This is a genomic window from Empedobacter sp. UBA5036, from assembly GCF_002415215.1.
In the GTDB taxonomy this organism is placed as follows: Bacteria; Bacteroidota; Bacteroidia; order Flavobacteriales; family Weeksellaceae; genus Empedobacter; species Empedobacter falsenii_B.
In genome coordinates this window covers 42,890-63,572 of record NZ_DICC01000050.1, presented here as the reverse complement: position 1 = coordinate 63,572, position 20,683 = coordinate 42,890, and the positions used below count along the sequence as shown (strand labels likewise).

The 20,683-nt window shown below is 30.0% G+C and carries 16 protein-coding genes; 14 read left to right on the top strand and 2 right to left on the bottom strand.

The features are described from left to right. The 6 genes from B4J88_RS08565 (at position 1) to B4J88_RS08540 (ending at position 4,803) form a co-directional block, all read left to right on the top strand. Positions 1–948 (top strand): DUF6712 family protein, encoded by a 948-nt coding sequence (locus B4J88_RS08565; RefSeq protein ID WP_291067282.1) that lies wholly within the window; start codon positions 1–3, stop codon positions 946–948. A gap of 1 nt (position 949) precedes the next feature. Continuing rightward, a complete protein-coding gene (locus tag B4J88_RS08560) occupies positions 950–1,807 on the top strand; it encodes a hypothetical protein (RefSeq protein WP_291067280.1) in 858 nt (285 codons plus the stop codon). Beyond that, entirely contained in the window at positions 1,804–2,259 is a 456-nt protein-coding gene (locus tag B4J88_RS08555; RefSeq protein WP_260543926.1) for a hypothetical protein, read from the top strand. Before B4J88_RS08560 ends, B4J88_RS08555 begins: the two co-directional genes overlap by 4 nt. 3 nt (positions 2,260–2,262) lie before the next feature. Beyond that, positions 2,263–2,643 (top strand): hypothetical protein, encoded by a 381-nt coding sequence (locus tag B4J88_RS08550; RefSeq protein ID WP_291067276.1) that lies wholly within the window; start codon positions 2,263–2,265, stop codon positions 2,641–2,643. Positions 2,644–2,788: 145 nt separating this feature from the next. Continuing rightward, positions 2,789–4,144: an exonuclease domain-containing protein gene (locus B4J88_RS08545; RefSeq protein ID WP_291067274.1), complete on the top strand. Its 1,356-nt coding sequence runs from the start codon at positions 2,789–2,791 to the stop codon at positions 4,142–4,144. A 320-nt stretch (positions 4,145–4,464) separates the two neighbouring features. Beyond that, the gene (locus tag B4J88_RS08540) at positions 4,465–4,803 is read left to right on the top strand and encodes a hypothetical protein (protein ID WP_291067272.1); all 339 of its coding nucleotides are present in this window, start codon (positions 4,465–4,467) and stop codon (positions 4,801–4,803) included. 36 nt (positions 4,804–4,839) lie between these two features. Here B4J88_RS08540 and B4J88_RS08535 read toward each other — a convergent pair whose 3' ends face one another. Next, positions 4,840–5,643, bottom strand: a complete 804-nt coding sequence (locus tag B4J88_RS08535) for a hypothetical protein (protein ID WP_291067270.1) — start codon at positions 5,641–5,643, stop codon at positions 4,840–4,842. A 69-nt stretch (positions 5,644–5,712) separates the two neighbouring features. On the opposite strand from B4J88_RS08535, the gene B4J88_RS08530 reads away from it, so the two are divergent. The 8 genes from B4J88_RS08530 (at position 5,713) to B4J88_RS08495 (ending at position 19,378) form a co-directional block, all read left to right on the top strand. Then, positions 5,713–6,573, top strand: a complete 861-nt coding sequence (locus B4J88_RS08530) for a S49 family peptidase (protein WP_291067268.1) — start codon at positions 5,713–5,715, stop codon at positions 6,571–6,573. A 20-nt stretch (positions 6,574–6,593) separates the two neighbouring features. Further along, positions 6,594–8,738 (top strand): hypothetical protein, encoded by a 2,145-nt coding sequence (locus B4J88_RS08525; RefSeq protein ID WP_291067266.1) that lies wholly within the window; start codon positions 6,594–6,596, stop codon positions 8,736–8,738. A 66-nt stretch (positions 8,739–8,804) separates the two neighbouring features. Further along, a complete protein-coding gene (locus B4J88_RS08520; protein ID WP_291067264.1) occupies positions 8,805–9,620 on the top strand; it encodes a hypothetical protein in 816 nt (271 codons plus the stop codon). A gap of 134 nt (positions 9,621–9,754) precedes the next feature. Beyond that, the gene (locus B4J88_RS08515; RefSeq protein WP_291067262.1) at positions 9,755–10,249 is read left to right on the top strand and encodes a DUF4468 domain-containing protein; all 495 of its coding nucleotides are present in this window, start codon (positions 9,755–9,757) and stop codon (positions 10,247–10,249) included. Positions 10,250–10,457: 208 nt separating this feature from the next. Next, positions 10,458–10,796, top strand: a complete 339-nt coding sequence (locus B4J88_RS08510; protein WP_291067260.1) for a hypothetical protein — start codon at positions 10,458–10,460, stop codon at positions 10,794–10,796. Positions 10,797–10,882: 86 nt separating this feature from the next. Continuing rightward, a complete protein-coding gene (locus B4J88_RS08505; protein ID WP_291067258.1) occupies positions 10,883–15,535 on the top strand; it encodes a phage tail tape measure protein in 4,653 nt (1,550 codons plus the stop codon). After that, complete coding sequence (locus B4J88_RS08500) at positions 15,535–17,598, top strand: hypothetical protein (protein WP_291067256.1); 2,064 nt, start codon at positions 15,535–15,537, stop codon at positions 17,596–17,598. Before B4J88_RS08505 ends, B4J88_RS08500 begins: the two co-directional genes overlap by 1 nt. Then, on the top strand, positions 17,576–19,378 hold the full coding sequence (locus B4J88_RS08495) for a hypothetical protein (protein ID WP_291067254.1): 1,803 nt from the start codon (positions 17,576–17,578) through the stop codon (positions 19,376–19,378). Before B4J88_RS08500 ends, B4J88_RS08495 begins: the two co-directional genes overlap by 23 nt. Before the next feature lie 10 nt (positions 19,379–19,388). Here B4J88_RS08495 and B4J88_RS08490 read toward each other — a convergent pair whose 3' ends face one another. Next, the gene (locus B4J88_RS08490) at positions 19,389–20,606 is read right to left on the bottom strand and encodes a site-specific integrase (RefSeq protein WP_291067253.1); all 1,218 of its coding nucleotides are present in this window, start codon (positions 20,604–20,606) and stop codon (positions 19,389–19,391) included. Positions 20,607–20,683: the final 77 nt, after the last annotated feature.

Here is a 20,683-nt window from a genome sequence, read left to right as displayed (position 1 = left end):
ATGAAATTACTATTCAACAATAGCGAGGAATTAAAACAATATCTACCTTATATTGATTCAGATATTACGTTCGAAAATATAATTTTAGATGCCAATGCGGCAACTAAGAATATAATCAAATTAATTGGTCAGAAATTATACGATAACATTTTCGAATTCAAAGAAGTTGATGAACAGGAAGAATTAGTCACAGCAGTTGCCTATCCTATTGCTGTCGATGCTTATCGTAATTATGTTATCAATAATGATGTTGCGCATACTAATTCTGGTCGCAGAATGCGAGTTTCAGAACATGAAAAGCAAGCATTCGAATGGATGATAGATCGTGACAACAAACAATTAGAAAAACGATATTACAAAGCCTTAGACAATTTGATTGAAGTCTTAGACGAAAAGAATCCTATCATTGAAAATGAAATTAAATGGAAAAATTCAGAAGAATATAAAAAAACATTTTATCCATTATTCAGAACTACAGAAGAATTCAACGAATATTTCGAAATTGAATCTCGATACTTACTAATCAAATTAATTCCTGGGATTAAAAAATGCATTCAAGAAGAAATAATTCCAAGGTTTACAAGTTCTAAATGGTCCGAATATTTCGAAGCCTTAAAAACGAACAAACCAGTGCCTAATAAAACAGTTCTGTATCATGTAAAAGCTGCATGCGCCTATTATGCTTTATCATGGGCTTCTACTCGACTTTCAGCAACTATTTTCCCAGAAGGAATTTTACAAAATTTTGTTGCAGAAAACCAAACATCCCAAGCAAAAAAAGTACCTGAAACCAATCAATTTGGAGTATTAAAAATAGCTTTTGAAAAAGATTATAAAATAGAACTTTCAAAAATAGAAAGTCTTTTAAAACCAAAACCAATCAAAACTAATGAATGCATTGATTATGATTTTGGTATGAATGAAAATGATAAAATAATTGATATTTAAGATGAAAGAAATATATTTTGGACACGAGAAAAAAGTTTATTTTCCAGAGAATTTAAACGAATGTAATTCGCGCGAATACATTGATATTTGTCGATTAGCTTATGCGTTTCATACCAAAGAAATAGATTGGAATCAATTCTTATCTAACGCTGTTTATGCAATTTTAAATGTGAAACCTTCCAATAAAATCAGAACGGCTGCAGAAGATTTGGATCATTGGAATAACATTGCTTTTTTATCGCAATTTGTCGAATCATTTTTTGATATAGATCGCGAAACGAATTCCGTTCAATTAATCAATCATTTAGGTGAACGTAAAATCACAAATTTCCGTTATTGGGTGACGAATTATCATGCTCCTTTAGATGGTTTCTTGAAAAATACATACGGACAATGGGAAGATGCTGTCGAAATAATCTTAGACCATTTCCAATACCCAGACGAAGATAATATGTACAAAGTTTTAGCAATCTTTTTTTTGCCGAAAAATGAAAAGTACAACAAAGAAACTTCATTAAAACGTGTAGAGAAATTCAAACATATTGATATCGGAATTGTTTATGGATTCTTCCTTCATGTTACTGCATTTATGAATTATCTAAATTCTGCATCCGTATTCATTTCGGGTCAAGAAATTGACTTATCTATCATCTTTGATAATGAAGTGAATTCTTACGAATCTCCACGTCCAGGTATTGGAATAAAAGCCACAGCATACATGATGGCAGAATCTGGTGTATTTGGTAATTATGAACACGTCCGAAATTCTAATTTATGGGATGTTTTAGTTCGTATGTACGATGTAACGAAAAAGGCTATCGATTTACAAGATCAACAAAAACAACAACCAACATCATGATAAATATTGGACGATTATTCGAATTAGGAATTGAAATTCAGCACGCAAATTTGGGGGTAAATTCCTTTAAAATGACACAAGATGAATCAGAAGTTGTGGCAAATTTACAATCTCACAAAGTAACAGATAATCATTTGTTAGTGATTATGATTCCTTCTATGGATAGTAAAAAATCGGATTCTGTAGATAATATTCAGTTTCGGAACTTGATGCAGTTTTTAGTTTTGGAAAAACGTGATCCTAAGTTGCCAAAAAATAACCAAGAAGATATGTTCATTTACAAACGAACACAGGAAACGTTGAACAATATATTGGAATACTTTTTCCAACATTTTGATGATGATGATTCTAATTGCGAAATGTTCAGAAAGTTAGATGTTTCATCCTTTGAAATTGATCCAGTAAAAGGCGTTAGCGATTGTTTTGGGTGGAGTTGGTCCTTTAATTTCTAAACAATGAATCTTATCGAAAAGCGTAGAGATAATGCAGATCATATTCTCAAAAAACGATTTATAAAACGTGTATTGTCAACAGAAGGAAATTCTATTCTGAAAATGCAACGTGAATTAATAAATGAAAATGATTTTAAAAATCCCAACTTCAATAATTTATCATTAGAAGTTTCTGATTTCCGTGCAACAATCTCATTAGTAAAACTCCATCGATTTGTGGATATGAAAACACGTAAAACCAAGAATGGAATTATCAAGAAGAAAAACTATCCTATTTACAACAAAATAATTTTTGGACACTTAAACAACATCATCAAAGAAATTTCTTTCGGTTACACAGATACTGTTATAGAAGAAATGAAGAAATTGGAAAATAATTTATAAAGTTTATATCTTCTTTTTGAAGAATTTTTATCATATTTTGCTTAAAACCAAATTATTGCCGTAATTAGGTTTTTATTTTTTACGGAAAACCATAATTTGATATTATTTTTATTATTTACTTTTATTGAATTTTAAAATTTAATTTATGGATTTAAAAAATTTTGTTTCAATTGATTTTGAATTAGCTAACAGAAAAAGAATTAGTGCTTGTTCTATAGGTATATCAGTTTTTGAAAATGGTATAAATATTAATAGTAAAAATTATTTAATAAAACCACCCACTGGAGAAAACTTTGAAAAAATTAATATAAGAATTCATAATATAAGACCTAAAGATGTAGAAAACTCTCTTAATTTTAAAGAATTATGGGATGAAAGTTTATCTGAAATTATAAATAATAAACTTTTGATATTACATAATTCAAGTATGGATTATAGTTGTTTAAAACAGCTTATTGAATATTATGAGATAGAAAATGCAAATTTCCTTGTTTTAGATACAATGCAAATTGCAAATAATTATGGATTAAATAAAAAATTAGAATATTTATGCGAACATTTTGAAATTGATTTTCAAAATATTCATAATTCTGAGGAAGATGCAGCAGTTTGTGGTAAAGTATTTTTAAAATTAATTGAACAAAACCCTAATATTGAAAAATTTTATAAATATTATCCAGAACGAGAAAAAAAATATTTCAGGCAAACATCATTTAAAAACGATGATAATAATAATGAATACATTTTAAATAATAGATTATCTAATGATGAGATAAATAGTATTCAAATAGATGATAGTTATTTTCTATTCACTGGAGAATTAAAAGAACAAAGAGAAAATGCTCAAAAATACATAGAAAAAAATGGTGGTAAAATAGCAAAAAGTGTTATTAAGAAACTTGATTATGTTGTATTAGGTGATGATTATGGTTGGAGTAAAATAAATAAAATAATTGAATTAAATAACAATGGAAGTGATATAAAAATATTATTGGAAGATGATTTTAATTATTTAAAAACAATACCTGTAAAATCTAAATTTGATTTCAAGTTTACTGAAAAAATTGTTGATTGTTATGATGAATATTTTAAAAAAACAAAAACAATCAGTACGCTTTATGGTAAATACATATATTACTCTCAAAATATTTCACCTTTAATGAATAATGTTTATCAAATAGGAGGAAATATAAATGCAACTGTTGTAAACCATTGGAAAGATGAAAGTTTATTAACTGATTATTTTGTAATAAGTGATAAAGATTATAAAAATATAGGTAATAATATTTACAGCAAAGAAGTATTATTTATCGAAGATTTAATAAAAAAGCAGCAAACATTAATAGATACAAAAAAAGAAATAATTTCTTCTAAAATCATGGTAATAAAGTATCATACATTTAAAAAATATGCAGAAAATCGTAATATTGAATTACCTCATAATTACCATGAGGAAGATTTTTATAATCATATTTTTAAATTAACAGATGCAAATACATAAATTTTATGGGAGATTTAGGATACAAAGAAATTATAGTGCTTGTTATTGGAGCTATAATTGTTTTAGCTGTTTTATTAGCTTTAGTACTTTTGATAATTTATTTGATAAAAAAACTTAGAAAATAATTTTTAGAGTTATGCACTTGCATAACTCTTTTTTATTTTATTATCTTTGCTTTGCAAACGTAATTATACAATCAAATTGAAATCAACTATTAAAAATATTCGGGTAGGCATATGGGTGAAAGTCCCAAGACTTCATCGTATGATGTACGTTTGCAGTGACCTACCTTTTTATATTAACATAAAATTGCAAACGTTATGTCAAAATCAAACAACAGTACATCAGATGTACATCAACAAAAAATTAACAATCAAGCTTTAATTTTAGAACAAGAGATTTTAGGAACAATCCTAAATATTATCAGAAAAACTGAAAATCCAGCACACATCGCCAATGTGATAAAAGATTTGCAACAAGATTTTATCGGTTATTTTGATAGTTGTGATTACGATTACTTACGAGATGGTAATATCATCTTTACCGAGTTTCAAAGCATATTCAATTCTTTAGCGGTTGCAGAACCAGAAGCTTTAGAAAAATTGCAAGAAAAAAATAAACAACGTTATGATAGAATTTCTATCAAAATGAAACTTTAATAATAAAAGCACTCTTAAAAAAGAGTGCTTTTGTTTTTATAAATATTTATAAGTTTTATTTAATCTACCATTATAAGTAAATTTATCTTTTATTAAAATTTCATCTATTAAATTTACTTTTTCAATATCAGAAATTGAATTCTTTAAAATTATATCTTGTATAGATGAAACATCATGAAACAAATCTAAAATTTTATTCAAGTTAGTTTCATGATTAGTGAAAATGTATTTACCTTTTTCATCTTTTCCTGTTAAAATATTATTTTTTATATTAACTAAGTTCTCTCCTTTAAATTCAAAAAATAATGCTTGAGTAGAAAGTATAAAAAGATTTGTTATATCTTCTATTAATTCATTAATTATACTTTTATTTTCAAAATAAAAATCAAGATAATAATTAATATTTTTCAAATCTATTATGTCCGAATGAGCGTAAAAGTTATTTCTTGTATTATTAATCTCAAGAATTAACTTATTAAATTTCTCTTTGAATAATGGATATTTATTAATAAATTCATTATAATGATCATTATTAATAAATATCGGTTTTTTCCTAAAACTTATTAAATCATTGTAAATTTTATTTAAACTTGAATTTTCATTTTTATCAACAATTTTATTCAAATTAATCAATGTAAATTGACAGTGTGTAATAAGGTGCTCTTTTAAAACATTGAGATAAAAATTATTGGCTTCAAAATCGTCTACAATAAAATGTTTATTCTCATTAAAATATAAAAATCCATCTTGAATAAATTTATTTGATTCAATAATTTCATTTAATACATGATTCAAAATATGAATTCTTTTTGATAATAATTTTAAATTTTCTCTACTCATTAATTTTCTATTTCATGCGTCAGTAATCCTCAAATATAATGAAATTAAATTGCCTTCAAATACTACAAAATGAAGGTATTATTCGAATTACAAAACGGCCTTTGGGCATTCGATTTACATAGCGCAAAATATTACTCAAAAATAGCTTCTCAATTCTTAGAAGGGCAATTCAACGCCAAAACATTTGGCGAAAAACCAGAAGCCGTTAGCTACTTAGCCAACGAATATGGCGAACAAATTACCAAAGAAAACAACAAGCAAAATTCTACCTATGCAGTTGTCGAATTAATTGGTCCAGTTACCTTATACGATACATGTTATAACTATGGTGCTGAAAGTATCGCAAATCGCCTAAACAAATATAACAACGACGATTCTGTAAAAGGAATTATCCTAAAAACAAATACACCTGGTGGAGCTGTAGCGGCAATCAATCCATTTATTGAGTTTGCAGCCAAAAAGAAAAAACCAGTTGTTGCCTTGTGTGATCAAGCGTTATCGTTAGGCGAATGGGCAACAGATGTTGTGGCAGATCATAAAATGGCTTCAAATAACATTAGTGCACGCTTTGGTTCTATCGGAGTGGTTGCGAATTTCTACAATTATGCAAAAGCATTAGAATTAGCAGGAATCGAAGAACACGAAGTCTATGCAGATTCTTCTGACTACAAGAACAAAGCGATTTTAGAAGCGTTGAACGGAGATTACAAACTAATAAAATCAGAATATCTAAATCCGTTGGCAATTCAATTTCAAAATGCTGTAAAAGCTTCTCGACCAAATTTAGATCACTCAGTAGAAGGAATTCTAAACGGACGAACATTCAGCGCAGACGATGCAAAGAAATATGGCTTAATCGATAGCATTGGAACGATGCAAGACGCTATCGAAATGATTGATGTGCTTTTCGAAACAAAATATAATAATTAATAATCAAATCCTTTATTCCCATGAAATTTAATTGGATCAAAATGAAATCTTCTTACGAATGGTTAAAGAAAACTTTAGCCGTTGAGAAAATAGAAGTAAAAGATAACGAAATCGTTTTGTCGCAAGATCAACGCGAGAAAATCAAACAAGAATTAGGTGCTGAACAATCAGCAATCTTATTCGAGAAAATGAATGCTGAACTTAAAAATTCTGAACAAGCTACACAAGCGGCTACAGAGTTAGCAGCAGTTTTAGCAGAAATAAATGCAGATATTAATGCAACGGACGAAGGTGCTGAAAATGCAGAAGCTACAGATACACCAATCGAAGCACAAGCAACAGCAACCATCAGACGTTTACAAACAGAAAATGCACAAATGTCATCACAACCTATCGGAGATTCTCCAGAAGCAATTTTCCAACATGCTGTTAATCTAGCACCTTATGGAGCAAATGCATTACCACGCCACACAGCAACACATTTATTTGGCGAAAATGTCGATTATCAAGCGATCGCAAATCGTCCATGGAATCAACGTGCATTAAGTGGTTCAGCATCAGCAACGGAATGGAACAAAGATAACATTCCAGTTTTACAAGGCGATTTAGAACATTTTGTTCGTCAAAATCCAACTGTTTTAGTTACCTTCTTTAACGAGTTCGAAGGATTGCCAGCTGAATGGAGTTCTACACCAGGTGTTAAAGATCGTATCACAACAGCATCTATCACATTTGGCGAAGTAACACAAGCACGTTCTAACACGTGGGGTGCAAAAGGCGGGTTCAAAATCTCAGTTGAAGTTGGTCAAGTTTTCGCTAAGAAAATCGATTTAGAATTTTCAGGAACAAAGCTTCAAACCTTAGAGAATACATGGTTAGCAAACATTCATAACATGAGTGGTTCTCATCCTTGGAAAATGTCTTTCATCGGTTGGATTCTTTCAGAAGCAATCAAACAACGTATGTTAGAGGATAGAAATGCACAAATCAATGGTATTTATGTTCCTACACCAGATAATAGAATCGGTAATGCAGTGAATGCACAAGATGGATTATTAATTCAATTGTACAGAGCGTTGCATACGCGAAAAATCTTACGTGCATTTGCATTAGGTGCTCCAACAGTAGAGAATATTGTCGATTATGTTGATAGATTCATCTCGTTAGTTCCAGAAGAATATATCAAACTTCAAGGTTTAGAAATCGGAATGGCGGCGAAATGGAAATTAGCTTATCAACAAGCATTGGGAAGTTCGCAAGTTGTAGTTTACGAGAAAGATCGTGGCATCTTCAAATCAACAATTGAGCATGTAAAAGATAGACCAAATATCAAATTGCAAGCGGTTCCAGATATGGTAAATTCTGACTTTATGTACTTAACTTTATCAAAAAATATTGATCAGTTAAGCGACTTACCAGAAGAAGCAAATCAATTTACAATTGGTCATGACAAACGTGATACTTGGGCGTTTGCAGATTACAAAATTGGTATTCGTTTACAATACATCGGAATTAAGCTTTCAAAAGTACATGCAAACAAATATGCAGATCAAGTAGTCTTTACGAACGACATGCCAATCTTTGGTCAAGATGTTTCTTTCCCTGCATACGACAACGAATCTGGTGTACTTAAAATGTACTACACACACGCCAAAATTGATAAAGAGTTCAAAACGGATATTTCTGAAATTACAGATGTTCAACCAGGACAAATTATCAAAATTACAGGTAACACAGGATTAAGTGTTGATGCAAAAGTACTTGATGGTGATGATATCGACTTAACTTCTGATTTCAGTTTAAAATCAGGCGGTACATTAACTTTAATCGTACAAGCTGATGGTAAATTGAAGGAATTGAAGCGTACAGAATCTGCACCAACAATTTCGGACAAAGTAACATTTGACAATACTGCAATTGATGCAGCCAATGCAACAGAATTTGTATTTGATGGTGCCGAAGCAAAAGCATTAGGACAAATCATCAACGGTGTAGAAGGTAAACAAATTACCATTTACGGAAATGATACAGCAGAATTGACTGTTTCTAAAAACGAACAAATTACAATTGCAGCAAATGTTGTGCTAAAAACAGCTGATGACTTTATCACATTAGCATTTGTTGAAGGTGCTTGGTATGAAGTTTCAAAACAAGTAACTCCCTAAAATCATATAAGTAACTGCTAAGGCAGTTACTTTTCTTAATGTTTAATCAAACAAAAAATATTGACAATGCGTCCAAACTTAAATAAACCAGAAGGTAAATCACCAGGTGGTCCTTCTAATTTCAAAAAAGAAATCATCTTAATTGCGACAGAAGATATTTTAAAATATCCAGATCGTGACGAAAACAATATCCGTATGATTGGAGATTATGTATTGAAGGCAAACGCTAAAATGCATAAATTTTACCATACAGCAGCAAAAGCAGACGGTTCATGGGAATCAACTGGAGAACCTGATGCATTTTCACGCGAACCAAAATTCGTGGCACAACATCCAGGTGATGAAATTGAAGCTTTAGAATTCTTCGAAAAATGGACTGGTGTAGATTGTGTTATTTTAATTGGAAATTGCGGTCGCCCTGGTTATAAGGTAGAAGGAACATCTTGCGTACCAATGCAATTAGTTCCAAGTTTCACAGGAAATAACGACGGTACTTTCTTTACAGTAACTTTTCAAGGAGACGGTAAAACATCTCAATTCCCTGGATATTACGAAGGAAACTTAACGTTTGCTGATCCTGTAAAAGCAGCATCAAATACTGTTACAGTAGATGGTGAAGTTGGTAAAATTGTTCAATTACCATCTGCCGATACTACAGCTGAAATTTCATTTACTGCCTTAAACAATTTAAAACACAATGATCGTGTGACGTTAATTGGTGGCGGTGGAGATGATCCATATACATTAGCAAATGGAGGAACTGGGACAGTAGTAACATTGAAAAATGGAACATCTTGGACTTCCTTAGAAAATGCGACAATTACGCTTCGATACTTCGATGCTGGAGCAACTAAGTATTTAATCGAAGAAAACAGAAAGTAATTTTTTTTACATATAGTGTTAGATTGGTTTTTAAATCCACTTCTTTTTATAAGGAGTGGATTTTTTTTTAAGGAAAACCATATTTTGATGTTATTTTTATTCTTTACTTTTATAGTATTTTAAATTTACAACTCATGAAAAAACTTTTTACATTCTTAATGCTGATGATTTGCTTTTCAGTATTTGCACAAGAGAAATTACCAGTTGATAGTGATGGTAAAATAACCTTTTCTAAAGTCATTGATGTTTCGGGAACAAAGGCAGAGTTATACCAAAAAATATTGCAATACACAGGACAATATTTTATTTCAGCAAACAATCAAATTCAATATAAAGATGAAGCTGAAAGTAAAATAATTGCACGACAAACCGAAAGCGTTGATTTTTATAGCAAACCAAGTAAAATATTTTATAATATTATTTTTGATGCAAAAGACGAAAAAGTTAGAGTACAGATAAAAGATATTGTTTTTGAAAGTGGTGTATCTAATTTCCCTGCTGAAAACTATCCGAAAGGTTGGTTAGGTAAAAAGAAATTTTACGGAATTATAGAAAACACTTCAATGAATATTATTAAACATTTTGAAGACAATATTAAATTAAGCTCGTCTAAAAATGACGATTGGTAATTTTATTTTATGTAAATACATAAAATTTATTTTGCTTTTTAAAATACCTTTACTAAGTTTGCGATACCAATAGTTATATATCGCAATCAAATGAAAACAAATCTTAAAAATATTATGGCAGGCGTATGGGTGCAAGTCCCAAGACTTCATAGCGATATGACTGTTGGTAGCGACCTGCCTATTTTATTAATTAACAATACCAACAGTTATGTCAAAATCAAACAACAGTACATCAGATGTACATCAACAAAAAATTAACAATCAAGCTTTAATTTTAGAACAAGAAATTTTAGGAACAGTCCTAAATATTATCAGAAAAACAGAAAATCCATCGCATATCGCCAATGTGATAAAAGATTTACAACAAGATTTTATCGGTTATTTTGATAGTTGTGATTACGATTATCTACGAGATGGAAATATTATCTTAACGGAATTTCAAAGTATATTTAATTCTTTGGCAGTTGCAGAACCAGAAGCTATAGATAAGCTACGAGAGAAAAACAAAGAACGATACGATAGAATTACGGTAAAATTGAAACTTTAATAATAAAAGCACTCTTTTTTAAGAGTGCTTTTTTTGTGTCTACACTTACCTCCTATTTCTCACCGATTTTGCAGTAAAACTGCAACATGGCAAATAAAATTCATGAAGAAGATATAAAGTTGAATCTTATCATAAATGGTGATAAAGGTCAACAAGAATTACATAAACTTCAAAAGAATACAAGTGAATTAATAAAAGTAGAAAATGAGTTAAAAAAAGCTAAATCCGATACAAAAAAAGAATTGGATAAGCTAAATTCTACCTACGGTGTAAATGCTAAAGTAATTGACAATTTAGAAAAATCTAAAAATGATTTATTAAATAAATATAATATTGAAGTTGAAAAATTAAAAGAAGTAGAACGCCAACATGGTAAATCATCTGATGCATATAAAAAATTAAAAAAAGAAACAACATCGTTACTTAATGAGAGTATTCGAGTAGAAAATCAATGGGGAAAATTAATTGATAAAAATCAAGAATTAGCACCTAAAGTTGATAAACTAAAAACTGAATACAAAAGTTTTGGAGATAGATTAAATAACGTTTCTTCTACTATTGCATCTAATAAAGAAAGAATGAAACAGTTGCAAGATAGTATAGGCTTAACAAGTCTTACAATGCAACAATTAAGGCAAAGAGCTTCTCAATTAAGATATTCTTTAAATACATCTATTCCAGGGACTGAACAGTGGAAAAAACTTAATGCTGAACTCGCTGAAACAAACGCCAGAATAAAACAATTAAATACAACAGGACAACAACAAAGTTTAACATTTAGTTCTGCATCTGGTTGGCTACAACGTTATCAAACGCATATACTTTCTATTGTTGCAACAATTACAGGATTGACCTATTCCTTACAAAAATGGATAGATTTTTCTGCAAAATTATCAGACGCAGAAGCCGATGTAATGAAAACAACTGGTTTAACTGCTACTGAAATTCAAAAATTAAATAAACATATAAACGACTTAGATACAAGAACTTCTCGTGTAGAATTATTAAAATTAGCTGAGGAAGCTGGACGACTTGGTAAAGAAGGGATAAAAGACATTCAAGGTTTTATGGTTGTTGCCGACAAATTAAAAGTAGCCTTAGGTGATGATTTAAATGAAACTCAAATTCGAGATGTAGGTAAATTAGTCACAACCTATCGTGTAGCAACTGAAACGGGTAAGAACTTCGAAGGATCGATGGAAGCATTAGGTTCTGCAATCAATGAAGTTTCTGCATCTGGAGCCAATCAAGCTTCTTTCTTAGTAGATTATATGAATAGAATGGCTGGTGTAGCCAGTCAAGCAAAAATATCTGCCTCAGATAATATCGGTTATGCTGCAACATTTGATGAAATAGGACAATCTGCCGAAGTTGCTTCAACAGCAATGAACAAAGTGTTGTTGGATATGTTTCATGATCCGACAGAATATGCAAAGATTGCTAAAATGTCACTGCAAGATTTCAATAAATTATTGAATACTGATTCTAATGCAGCCATGATTAAATTCTTAGAGGGATTAAATGGTTCAGAAGCTGGATTGCAAGCCATGACAAAAAAGATGGACGAATTAGATGCTGGAGGTACGCGTGGAGTTGCTGCATTATCTGCTTTAGCTTCTAATTTGGATATACTAAAAGCACGTCAATTAACTTCTAATATAGCAATGCAAGAAGCGACATCTTTAACAGATGAGTTCACTATAAAAAATAACAATCTTGCAGCGTTATTAGACAAAATAAAAAATAAATTTCAAGGTTGGTTCTCATCAGATTCTTTAGTTTCATTCTTAACAGCATGTGTAGCTTGGTTCGCAAAATTAATCGGAGCGACAGAAGATAATACAGTATCAACTGTAAAATGGAGGACTATTCTATTAACATTATTAAAAGTTTTCATTGTTATTACTACGACAATTATTTCTTATGCAACTGCATTAAAATTAGTATCTATTTGGCAAGCAAGAAATACAGAAAAGACACTTTTATATAATACGGTCTTAAGAATAAACAATGGTTTAACAATATTATCAAGCATTGGAACTAAAGCTTTGACTGCAGCGAAAATGTTATTAAACTTACAAATATCTGCTTTGATTGTGAAAATTAGAGCTATGACTGCTGCTATGTGGGCATCTCCTTGGGGTCCAATAGCTGCTGCTGTAACATTATTATCATCTGTATACTTTTTGTTTACAAATAATACAGAAGAAGCTACTGAAAAACAAATTCAGTTAAATGATAGTTTAAAAGATTTAGATAAAACCGTTAATGATAGTATTATCAAAACAAAAGAAAATATTACACGACTTATAAATATTATAAAAGATGAAAATATTTCTTTAGAAACACGTAAAAAGGCATATCAAGATTTAATTAAAATTGCTCCTGAGTTTAATGGATATTTAGAACAAGAAAAATTTAATATAGATGGTTTAACGCGTATGTATGACATTTATATAAATAAGTTATATGAAGTTGCGCGTGCAAAAGCAATACAAGATAAATTAACTGAAGCTGTTAAAAGACAAATAGAGGCAGATTTTAATCTTTACAAAACTGAAAGTTCGGATTCTACTTTAAAAAAAGATAGTTACTTATATCCTGGCACTGATGACAAAAAAAATAAACTAAGAATTTCAAACACAAATGTAAAGTTTGCTGAAGCTGCTAAAAAAGATGCAGATAAAGAAGTTGAAAAAATTAATGGTTATATTAATTCAGATTTGATAAAAACTGAACAAGCTATTATCAATGCAGATAAAAAAATGACCGAATTAGTAGCAAAATATGGTAGAGAAAAAGCTGTTAAACTTCAAGAATACAGGGAATTATCTGCTATTAAAAATACTGCAGAATTAAAAAAGAAAAATTATACATCTGTTGACGATCCAATTTCTGAATTTTCTCCTACAAATTCAACAAAAAAAAATAAACCTTCTATAAAAAAAGGAGGTAAATCAGAAGTTGAAAAAGCCGCTGAAAAAGCAAAAGCTGAACGAGATAAATTTTATAATGAACTGAAAAAAGAAACAGAAAAAAATGAAGAAGAAATCTTAAAAATTCAACAAACTTATGAAGATATTAGTTTGGAAAATATTGAAGATAAATACGACAGAGAATTAGAAATTTTAAAAGTTGGATTCCAAAGAAAACAATCAGAGTTAGAAGCTCAACAAATAGGTGATGAAACATTTAAAATACTAAATGAGCAAAAGTTAAAAGCAACAAAAGAAGGTGATACAGATTTAATAGCACGTATCGACAACATGAAAGAAATATATCTTCAAAAAAATGAAGAAATAGACTTACTTCTTTTAGCAGAAACACATAAATATTCTCAAGAAAAACTAAATATCGAACGCAATCGCGAATTAAAAACATTAGACAACCTTACAAAATCTTCTAATGACAAATTAACGGAACAAAAGCGTTTACAAACAGCTGAGTTAGCGACTATATCATCTGTAGAAGATGCCAAAGAAATTCTGAAACGTTCGCTAAATGACAAAGAATTAAAGAATATTAAAACGTGGCAAGATGCCAAAACAGCTTTAGATAAACAATATGAAGCTGAAACATTAGCGGCACAACAAACTTTTTTAGAAGAACAATTAAGTCAATTACAAGCGATATCACAAGGTTCTTTAGACGCAGGAATAGATTTCAATTTACTTACTCCAGAACAACAAGAAGTTATTTCGCAACAAGTTGAAGATTTAAAAAATAAAATCAATGAATTAATCATTGCAAAAAATCAACTGAAAGGCGAACAAACAGATAAAGGAAATCCGAACGGTGAAAAAAGTGAAGGTTTGCAAAAAGCTTCTGGAGGAACTACAGATATTTTTGGAATGAATGCCAACGATTGGCAAACTTTATTTGATAACCTTGACGAAGGTAAATTAAAATTTGAAGATGTCGCAAATGTAATTGGCTTAATGGTCAATATGTATTCGCAATACGCTCAAATGGTTGCTGCATCTGAAAATAAATCATTACAAAAATTTGAAGAAAACAACAACAAACGAAAAGATTCCTTACAAAAACAATTAGATCAAGGTTTTATTTCACAAGCAACTTATAATGCAGAAGTTCAGAAATTAGACGATGCATACAATAAACGAAAAGCTGAAATAGAATACAAACAAGCAAAACGCGAAAAACAAATGGCGTTAGTTTCTGCGATTATGAATACAGCAGCAGCAGTAACAGAAGCTTTGCCAAACTGGGTTTTAGCTGGTATCGTTGGCGCTTTGGGAGCGATACAAGTTGGTATGATTTTAAAACAGCCCTTACCATCAAAAGGTTTTGAAGATGGTTACATCAACATTCAACGCGAACAAGATGGAAAGAATTTCAGAGCCAAAAAAGGAGGTGTCGCAAAGTCTGGTTTAGTTTCAAAACCTACTCATTTCTTAGCAGGTGAACAAGGTCAGTTTTTCCCTGAGATGATAATTTCGGGACCACAATGGAAAGGATTTTCACCAGCTTTAAAAACAGCAGTGTTAAATGAAGTAAATGGAATCAAATCACCAGGATATGAAGGTGGAAGTATGCCCGAAATTGCGTCAATGCAAAATCCTGAAATCATTGCGTTATTGTCTGCAAATTATGAATTGTTAAGTGATTTAAAAACAAACGGAATTCAAGCCCATTTAGTGAACGATATGCGTTTTCAACAAAAAATGAGCGATGGAAATAAAAAATACCAACAATTCATTTCAAAAACTAAAATGTAATGCCAATAATCATCGATGGAGGAACTGTAACATATTACATTAAAATATCACCTTCCAGCTTAAGTTTTTATCGTTCAGTTAATGAAGTACAAGTAAATTCAGTTAGTGTTCAAACCTCTCAATCAGCTTTAGAAAAAGAGTCATATAACTACAGAATATCTTTTGAATGCTCAACAAATCAATATGGTTATGATGTCTTTGAAATTGATGGAGAAAAAGAAATCAACCAGATGGCTGGAAGTGGTTGGAATGGAACTGTCAAAATAAAAACAACAGATTTAACCAATGTGCCAAATGGTTATTATACTGGTTATTTTTATGTAACAGTGGCACGCCAACGTTTAAACGAGCCATGGGAAATTGTACAAGGTCAACAAATTAATCTTTCGTTGTCAGTTGCTTTACCAACTTCATATAATTTTTCAATTAATAAAGAATCGGACGCAATACATTATGTTCGTCAGAATAATTCATCTACAAAAAGTACATTAGCTGTAGTAAGTGACACAGATTATGTGGTGAATGGACCAGCATATATTGAAGTAAATGGTGAAAAATTACCAAAAACTATTGCTGCAGGAAACAGACAATTAATATTTTCAGTGGCTGATTCCAATCAATTGGAATATGGATTAAATGTTGCCTCAATCTCATTTCAGAAAGTAAATTTAAATTTAGCAACATTTGTTTTAAATGTTCTACAAACTAATACAAACGAATTAGAAATTGATACCAGTCATTTATCGTTTTCTCATTTAGAAAGTGAACAAAAAAGTCCTTGGCAAAAATTTGTAGTTTACACTCCAAATCCCACAACCATTTCAAAGCCTAATTGGATTGAACTACAATTAGAAAGTGAGCAAAATAATGTCAAAACATACCAAATACGTTCTATATCCGATAGCTCTATTTCTGTTGGAAATTACAATGGACAAATAAAATTTACTGACTCATCTACCGAAGCTAATATAAATGTAGAGTTTGAACTGTACAGCTATTGGAATTCTAATTATAACAAAGATATTCATTTCTCATTAGATAACGAATCATTGACATTTTCAGCATATAAAAGAGATGAAAATAATTACATCAACATTCTTCTTAAAGCATCTATTTACAATAACAAAGGTAAAGTCATTTCGATTGAGGAATCATTGAACTTTTATTTTAATAACAATAAAACAACATTTGATTTAGGGCAATATATCCACGATTATTTTCTTTTATATGAAGATCAGATTTCTGATTTAGATGTTACAAATTGTTGTTTTCAGAAAAAAAGAATGTACGATTTTGCCCGTGTAGATTTAAAAATTACGGAGAAAAATTATACTACAAAAGAAGATGTTTTTTGGTATGATATTCCAACGCAAATTTTTATGAAAGGGCATCGTCCGAAAACATTAACCAATCAAAATATAGGCTTCTTAGGCAATCATATCAACAAAACATTGCGAGCTACTGAAAATGGTAAAACAGTATTAAATTACTTGTATCATAAAACAGATGCTATAAAAGTTTACATTAATTCTCAGTTACAAAATTTAAATATTCCAACAATTCAAAATGCAAAACTCTCTATATTCAGTTTATATGTTGATTTTCATACACTTGATTGTGAAGTTGGTGATATGGTCGAATTTCAATTAGGAAATCAAGTGGTACGCTACCAAATTTTTCCAGAACAAAATCAATCCAATTTTATTGCTTTCATTGATTATTGGGGTTTATTGAAAATTTTTGAAGTAACAGGTGAATATACATTGCCAATCGCTATGGACTACACAACATATTCTCCGGCAAAAGGAAGATTGAAAAATGTTGCAGCCACACGTTCCAATACTCTAACTGTTAACACAGGATTAATCACAAATGATGATATCGAAATTATTAATGAAATATTAGCATCACCAAAATGTTGGTTTATTCAAGGTGAAGAAATTACCGAAATAATTCCAAAAACCGAAAAATTAGAGTTGTACGATAGCGAAAACGAATTATTTGGCTATGATATAGAATTTCATATTAATCCCGAAAGTTATGATAAGAGTTACAGAAGTTGAGGGTGATTTTTTTATTGATTTAACCAATCGTAAAATTCAATTTACAGAAGAAAATAACTGGTTTACGTCTAATCTTGTTTCGGCTTACACATTACCAGAAAAATTACCTTATGATATTCATCAATTTTTTTTGAAATATAAATCAAACAATGCAGAAGAATATCAAGTTAGATATGATGTAATTGTAAATTTGAACAATGATATATTCCCAGCACGATTCGAAATATTGTCATTGGATAATAATTTCTTTTCGTTTTCTATTTTCTATGGTCAAGAAAATTTTCCTAACTGGGATAAAAAACTCAGCGATCTAAAATTTGATGCAATTACAGTTGATAATATTAGAAATCATGCGACAGAAATAAATGCTAAATTTTATCCAGAAGCAAAATATTATTTTCCATTGATTCATTCGGATCAATACAAATCATCTGATATTAATTTTGCTAACTTTTCAGGATCAACCAATTTAAGATTAGACGGTTCATGGGTTGAAAATGAAATTGACGATGTAAATAATATTGTATATAACCGAACGATTATTCGCCCTTACTTATATTGGCTTTTTGTTTTAGAAGAAATTATACAACAAGCTGGCTATCGATTAGAAGGTGATATTTACAATCTCGAAAAACTTCAAAAATTAATTTTAATTACAGGAAAGAAATTCGAATTAAAAGATCGACCTGAAACTATTGATTGGAATGTAGGGATTGAAAGTTACATTCGTGAAGGTTTTCGACATCGGTTGGGAAAAGGTTGGCAATACGGAAGATGGGATGCAGAACAAGAAATCAATTTTTTTGGGCAATTTAGGTTAAATGGTATAATTCATAACTGGGGGCGAAAACATCATCATACAAGTGCATTTATTTATTTAGACGATCAATTGATTTGGTCAAAATCTGGTCGTAATAGTTATAATGTAGATTTTGTTTTTAAGACAAAAAAAGAAGGTTCTAAACTAAGAATATTAGCGTATGATTATCAACGCGATTCGGAGAAAACAGAAATAAAAATTACACCTATTGAGATTTACGATGAAAATGGTGAAGTAATCAATTATTCAGTAGATTCAAATGTTATTGATTTAAAAAATGCGTTGCCAGATACAACGCAAGGTGCTTTTATTACAACGACAATCAATTGGTTCAATGTAGATTTTACTGTTAGAAATGACGGTGTAGTCACAATGAATTTAAAAGAGAAATATTTACGCTCAAAAAAAGATCCTGACGATTGGACATTTACCGAAGTTGATGAAATTGAACGAACAACCAATTTGGGGGATACTTTCTTAATTAAATTCAAAAATTCAGATGATGAAACATATCCATTACTCCAGACATTTGTTACACAAGATGGATATTACACCGAAAATTTCATTGTTAATGATAATACGACAACAATTGATATAGATGTAACTCCATTACCATTAATTATGCGTAATAATCAAATGTCAAGTTTTATTTACAAAGATGATGATAGTAATATTTATGCTGCAATTAGAAGTAATGATTCTACGAATAATCAAACATTAGAAATGATTGATTTTCTAACGCCAGCAATTACAGAAGAATTTTATAAAACCTGGTTAAGATTCAGAATTCAAACAGTGGAATACAATTGGGATTTTCAGACAAGAACACGATATCTTAATCCATTCGATATTAAGCGTGAAAAATATTGTTATGGAAATTATCATTTCATCAAAAAAATTCAACGTGATATCGAAAATGGTGTAGAAGAAATCAATGTTGAATCATTAATCCTGAGATAAAAAAGTGGGCTTATTGCCCACTTCCTACTGAATATAAATTTGATAATTTATGGATATGATCATCATTTTCCATGTTTGTCATATGCACATAAATTTGAGTTGTTGATATTTCTTTATGTCCAAGTAATAACATTAGTCTAACCACATTTCCATTTGTTCGCATGTAATTTGTAGCAAAAGTATGACGTCCAATATGGAATGAAATTCTTTTATTAAATTCTAAAATTGTTGCAGCTTCCTTTAAATATTTCAACCAACTTTGATAAGCAATCTTTCGATCCCAATTAATAGATCGTGCTAAATCTTCCGCTTCTAATGTTAATGGAATTCGCAATGGATTTTCAGTTTTTTCTTGAAAAATAACAATGTACTTTTTATAGATTTTATTTAAATTGAAATCATTCAATTCAGCCCATCTCAAACCTGTAAAGCAACTGAACAAGAACAAACCTAAGCTTTGTTGTGCTGGATAAGGAAGTTTATTCTTATAATATTCATTCAACAGAAATCTAACTTCTGAAATACTTAAATCACTTCGCGTACTTTTCAAACGTTTCGTTTTTACATCTTCCAAATCAATATTTATTTTAATACCTTTTTTAGTGGCTTTCTTCAAGTATTTTTTAATTCCACGAATATTCCTTGAAATAGTATTGGTATGATTTCCTAACGATTTACAATAACGCGTATAATCTTCAAAGAAAACATCATTTACATCTTTGAAATATACTTCTTTTTTCCAGCGTTTTAATTTTTGAAGTACATTGTAGTAATATGTATGCGTAGATTTTTTCAGCATATCTTTTTCTCGCTGAATTTGCACATCCATAAAAACAAGGAAATCAAAGTTTGCATTGAAGTAAACATATTCCTCTACAAACTTTTCAGCAGTCAAAGTTTCATTATGTCCTGCATACTTATTTTTAATCTGCAATACTTTTTCCTCAATTTGATCTAAAGCTTTATTTATTCCAGCATCTTCGGATGTACGAGAATTAAGACGCTGTTTTTTCTTATTCCATTTAGTTGGATTAATAAGAATGTTAGCAATAGCAATTGTTTCTGATTTTCCAGAATGAGTGACGAATAAGTTTAATTTAACTTTTCCATCAGTCTTTCTTACATGATTGTGAAGTTTAAAACGATAATTCATTGGACGGATTTTTTTTCGTGCCAAATCCGTTCCAATAGAATCAAATCGTTCTTGTATTTTTATATTTCGTTCCATTTTATTTATATATTATTTGACTGGCAATCAACAACATATAAAATTTTTGAAACTCATTTGTAGACCCACAGGGATTC

Coding starts and splice junctions, on each gene's coding strand:
- B4J88_RS08560 (WP_291067280.1), top strand. CDS start 950: ATGAAAGAAATATATTTTGGACACGAGAAAAAAGTTTATTTTCCAGAG.
- B4J88_RS08510 (WP_291067260.1), top strand. CDS start 10,458: ATGTCAAAATCAAACAACAGTACATCAGATGTACATCAACAAAAAATT.
- B4J88_RS08550 (WP_291067276.1), top strand. CDS start 2,263: ATGAATCTTATCGAAAAGCGTAGAGATAATGCAGATCATATTCTCAAA.
- B4J88_RS08495 (WP_291067254.1), top strand. CDS start 17,576: ATGATAAGAGTTACAGAAGTTGAGGGTGATTTTTTTATTGATTTAACC.
- B4J88_RS08555 (WP_260543926.1), top strand. CDS start 1,804: ATGATAAATATTGGACGATTATTCGAATTAGGAATTGAAATTCAGCAC.
- B4J88_RS08500 (WP_291067256.1), top strand. CDS start 15,535: ATGCCAATAATCATCGATGGAGGAACTGTAACATATTACATTAAAATA.
- B4J88_RS08530 (WP_291067268.1), top strand. CDS start 5,713: ATGAAGGTATTATTCGAATTACAAAACGGCCTTTGGGCATTCGATTTA.
- B4J88_RS08535 (WP_291067270.1), bottom strand. CDS start 5,643: ATGAGTAGAGAAAATTTAAAATTATTATCAAAAAGAATTCATATTTTG.
- B4J88_RS08540 (WP_291067272.1), top strand. CDS start 4,465: ATGTCAAAATCAAACAACAGTACATCAGATGTACATCAACAAAAAATT.
- B4J88_RS08545 (WP_291067274.1), top strand. CDS start 2,789: ATGGATTTAAAAAATTTTGTTTCAATTGATTTTGAATTAGCTAACAGA.
- B4J88_RS08505 (WP_291067258.1), top strand. CDS start 10,883: ATGGCAAATAAAATTCATGAAGAAGATATAAAGTTGAATCTTATCATA.
- B4J88_RS08565 (WP_291067282.1), top strand. CDS start 1: ATGAAATTACTATTCAACAATAGCGAGGAATTAAAACAATATCTACCT.
- B4J88_RS08490 (WP_291067253.1), bottom strand. CDS start 20,606: ATGGAACGAAATATAAAAATACAAGAACGATTTGATTCTATTGGAACG.
- B4J88_RS08515 (WP_291067262.1), top strand. CDS start 9,755: ATGAAAAAACTTTTTACATTCTTAATGCTGATGATTTGCTTTTCAGTA.
- B4J88_RS08520 (WP_291067264.1), top strand. CDS start 8,805: ATGCGTCCAAACTTAAATAAACCAGAAGGTAAATCACCAGGTGGTCCT.
- B4J88_RS08525 (WP_291067266.1), top strand. CDS start 6,594: ATGAAATTTAATTGGATCAAAATGAAATCTTCTTACGAATGGTTAAAG.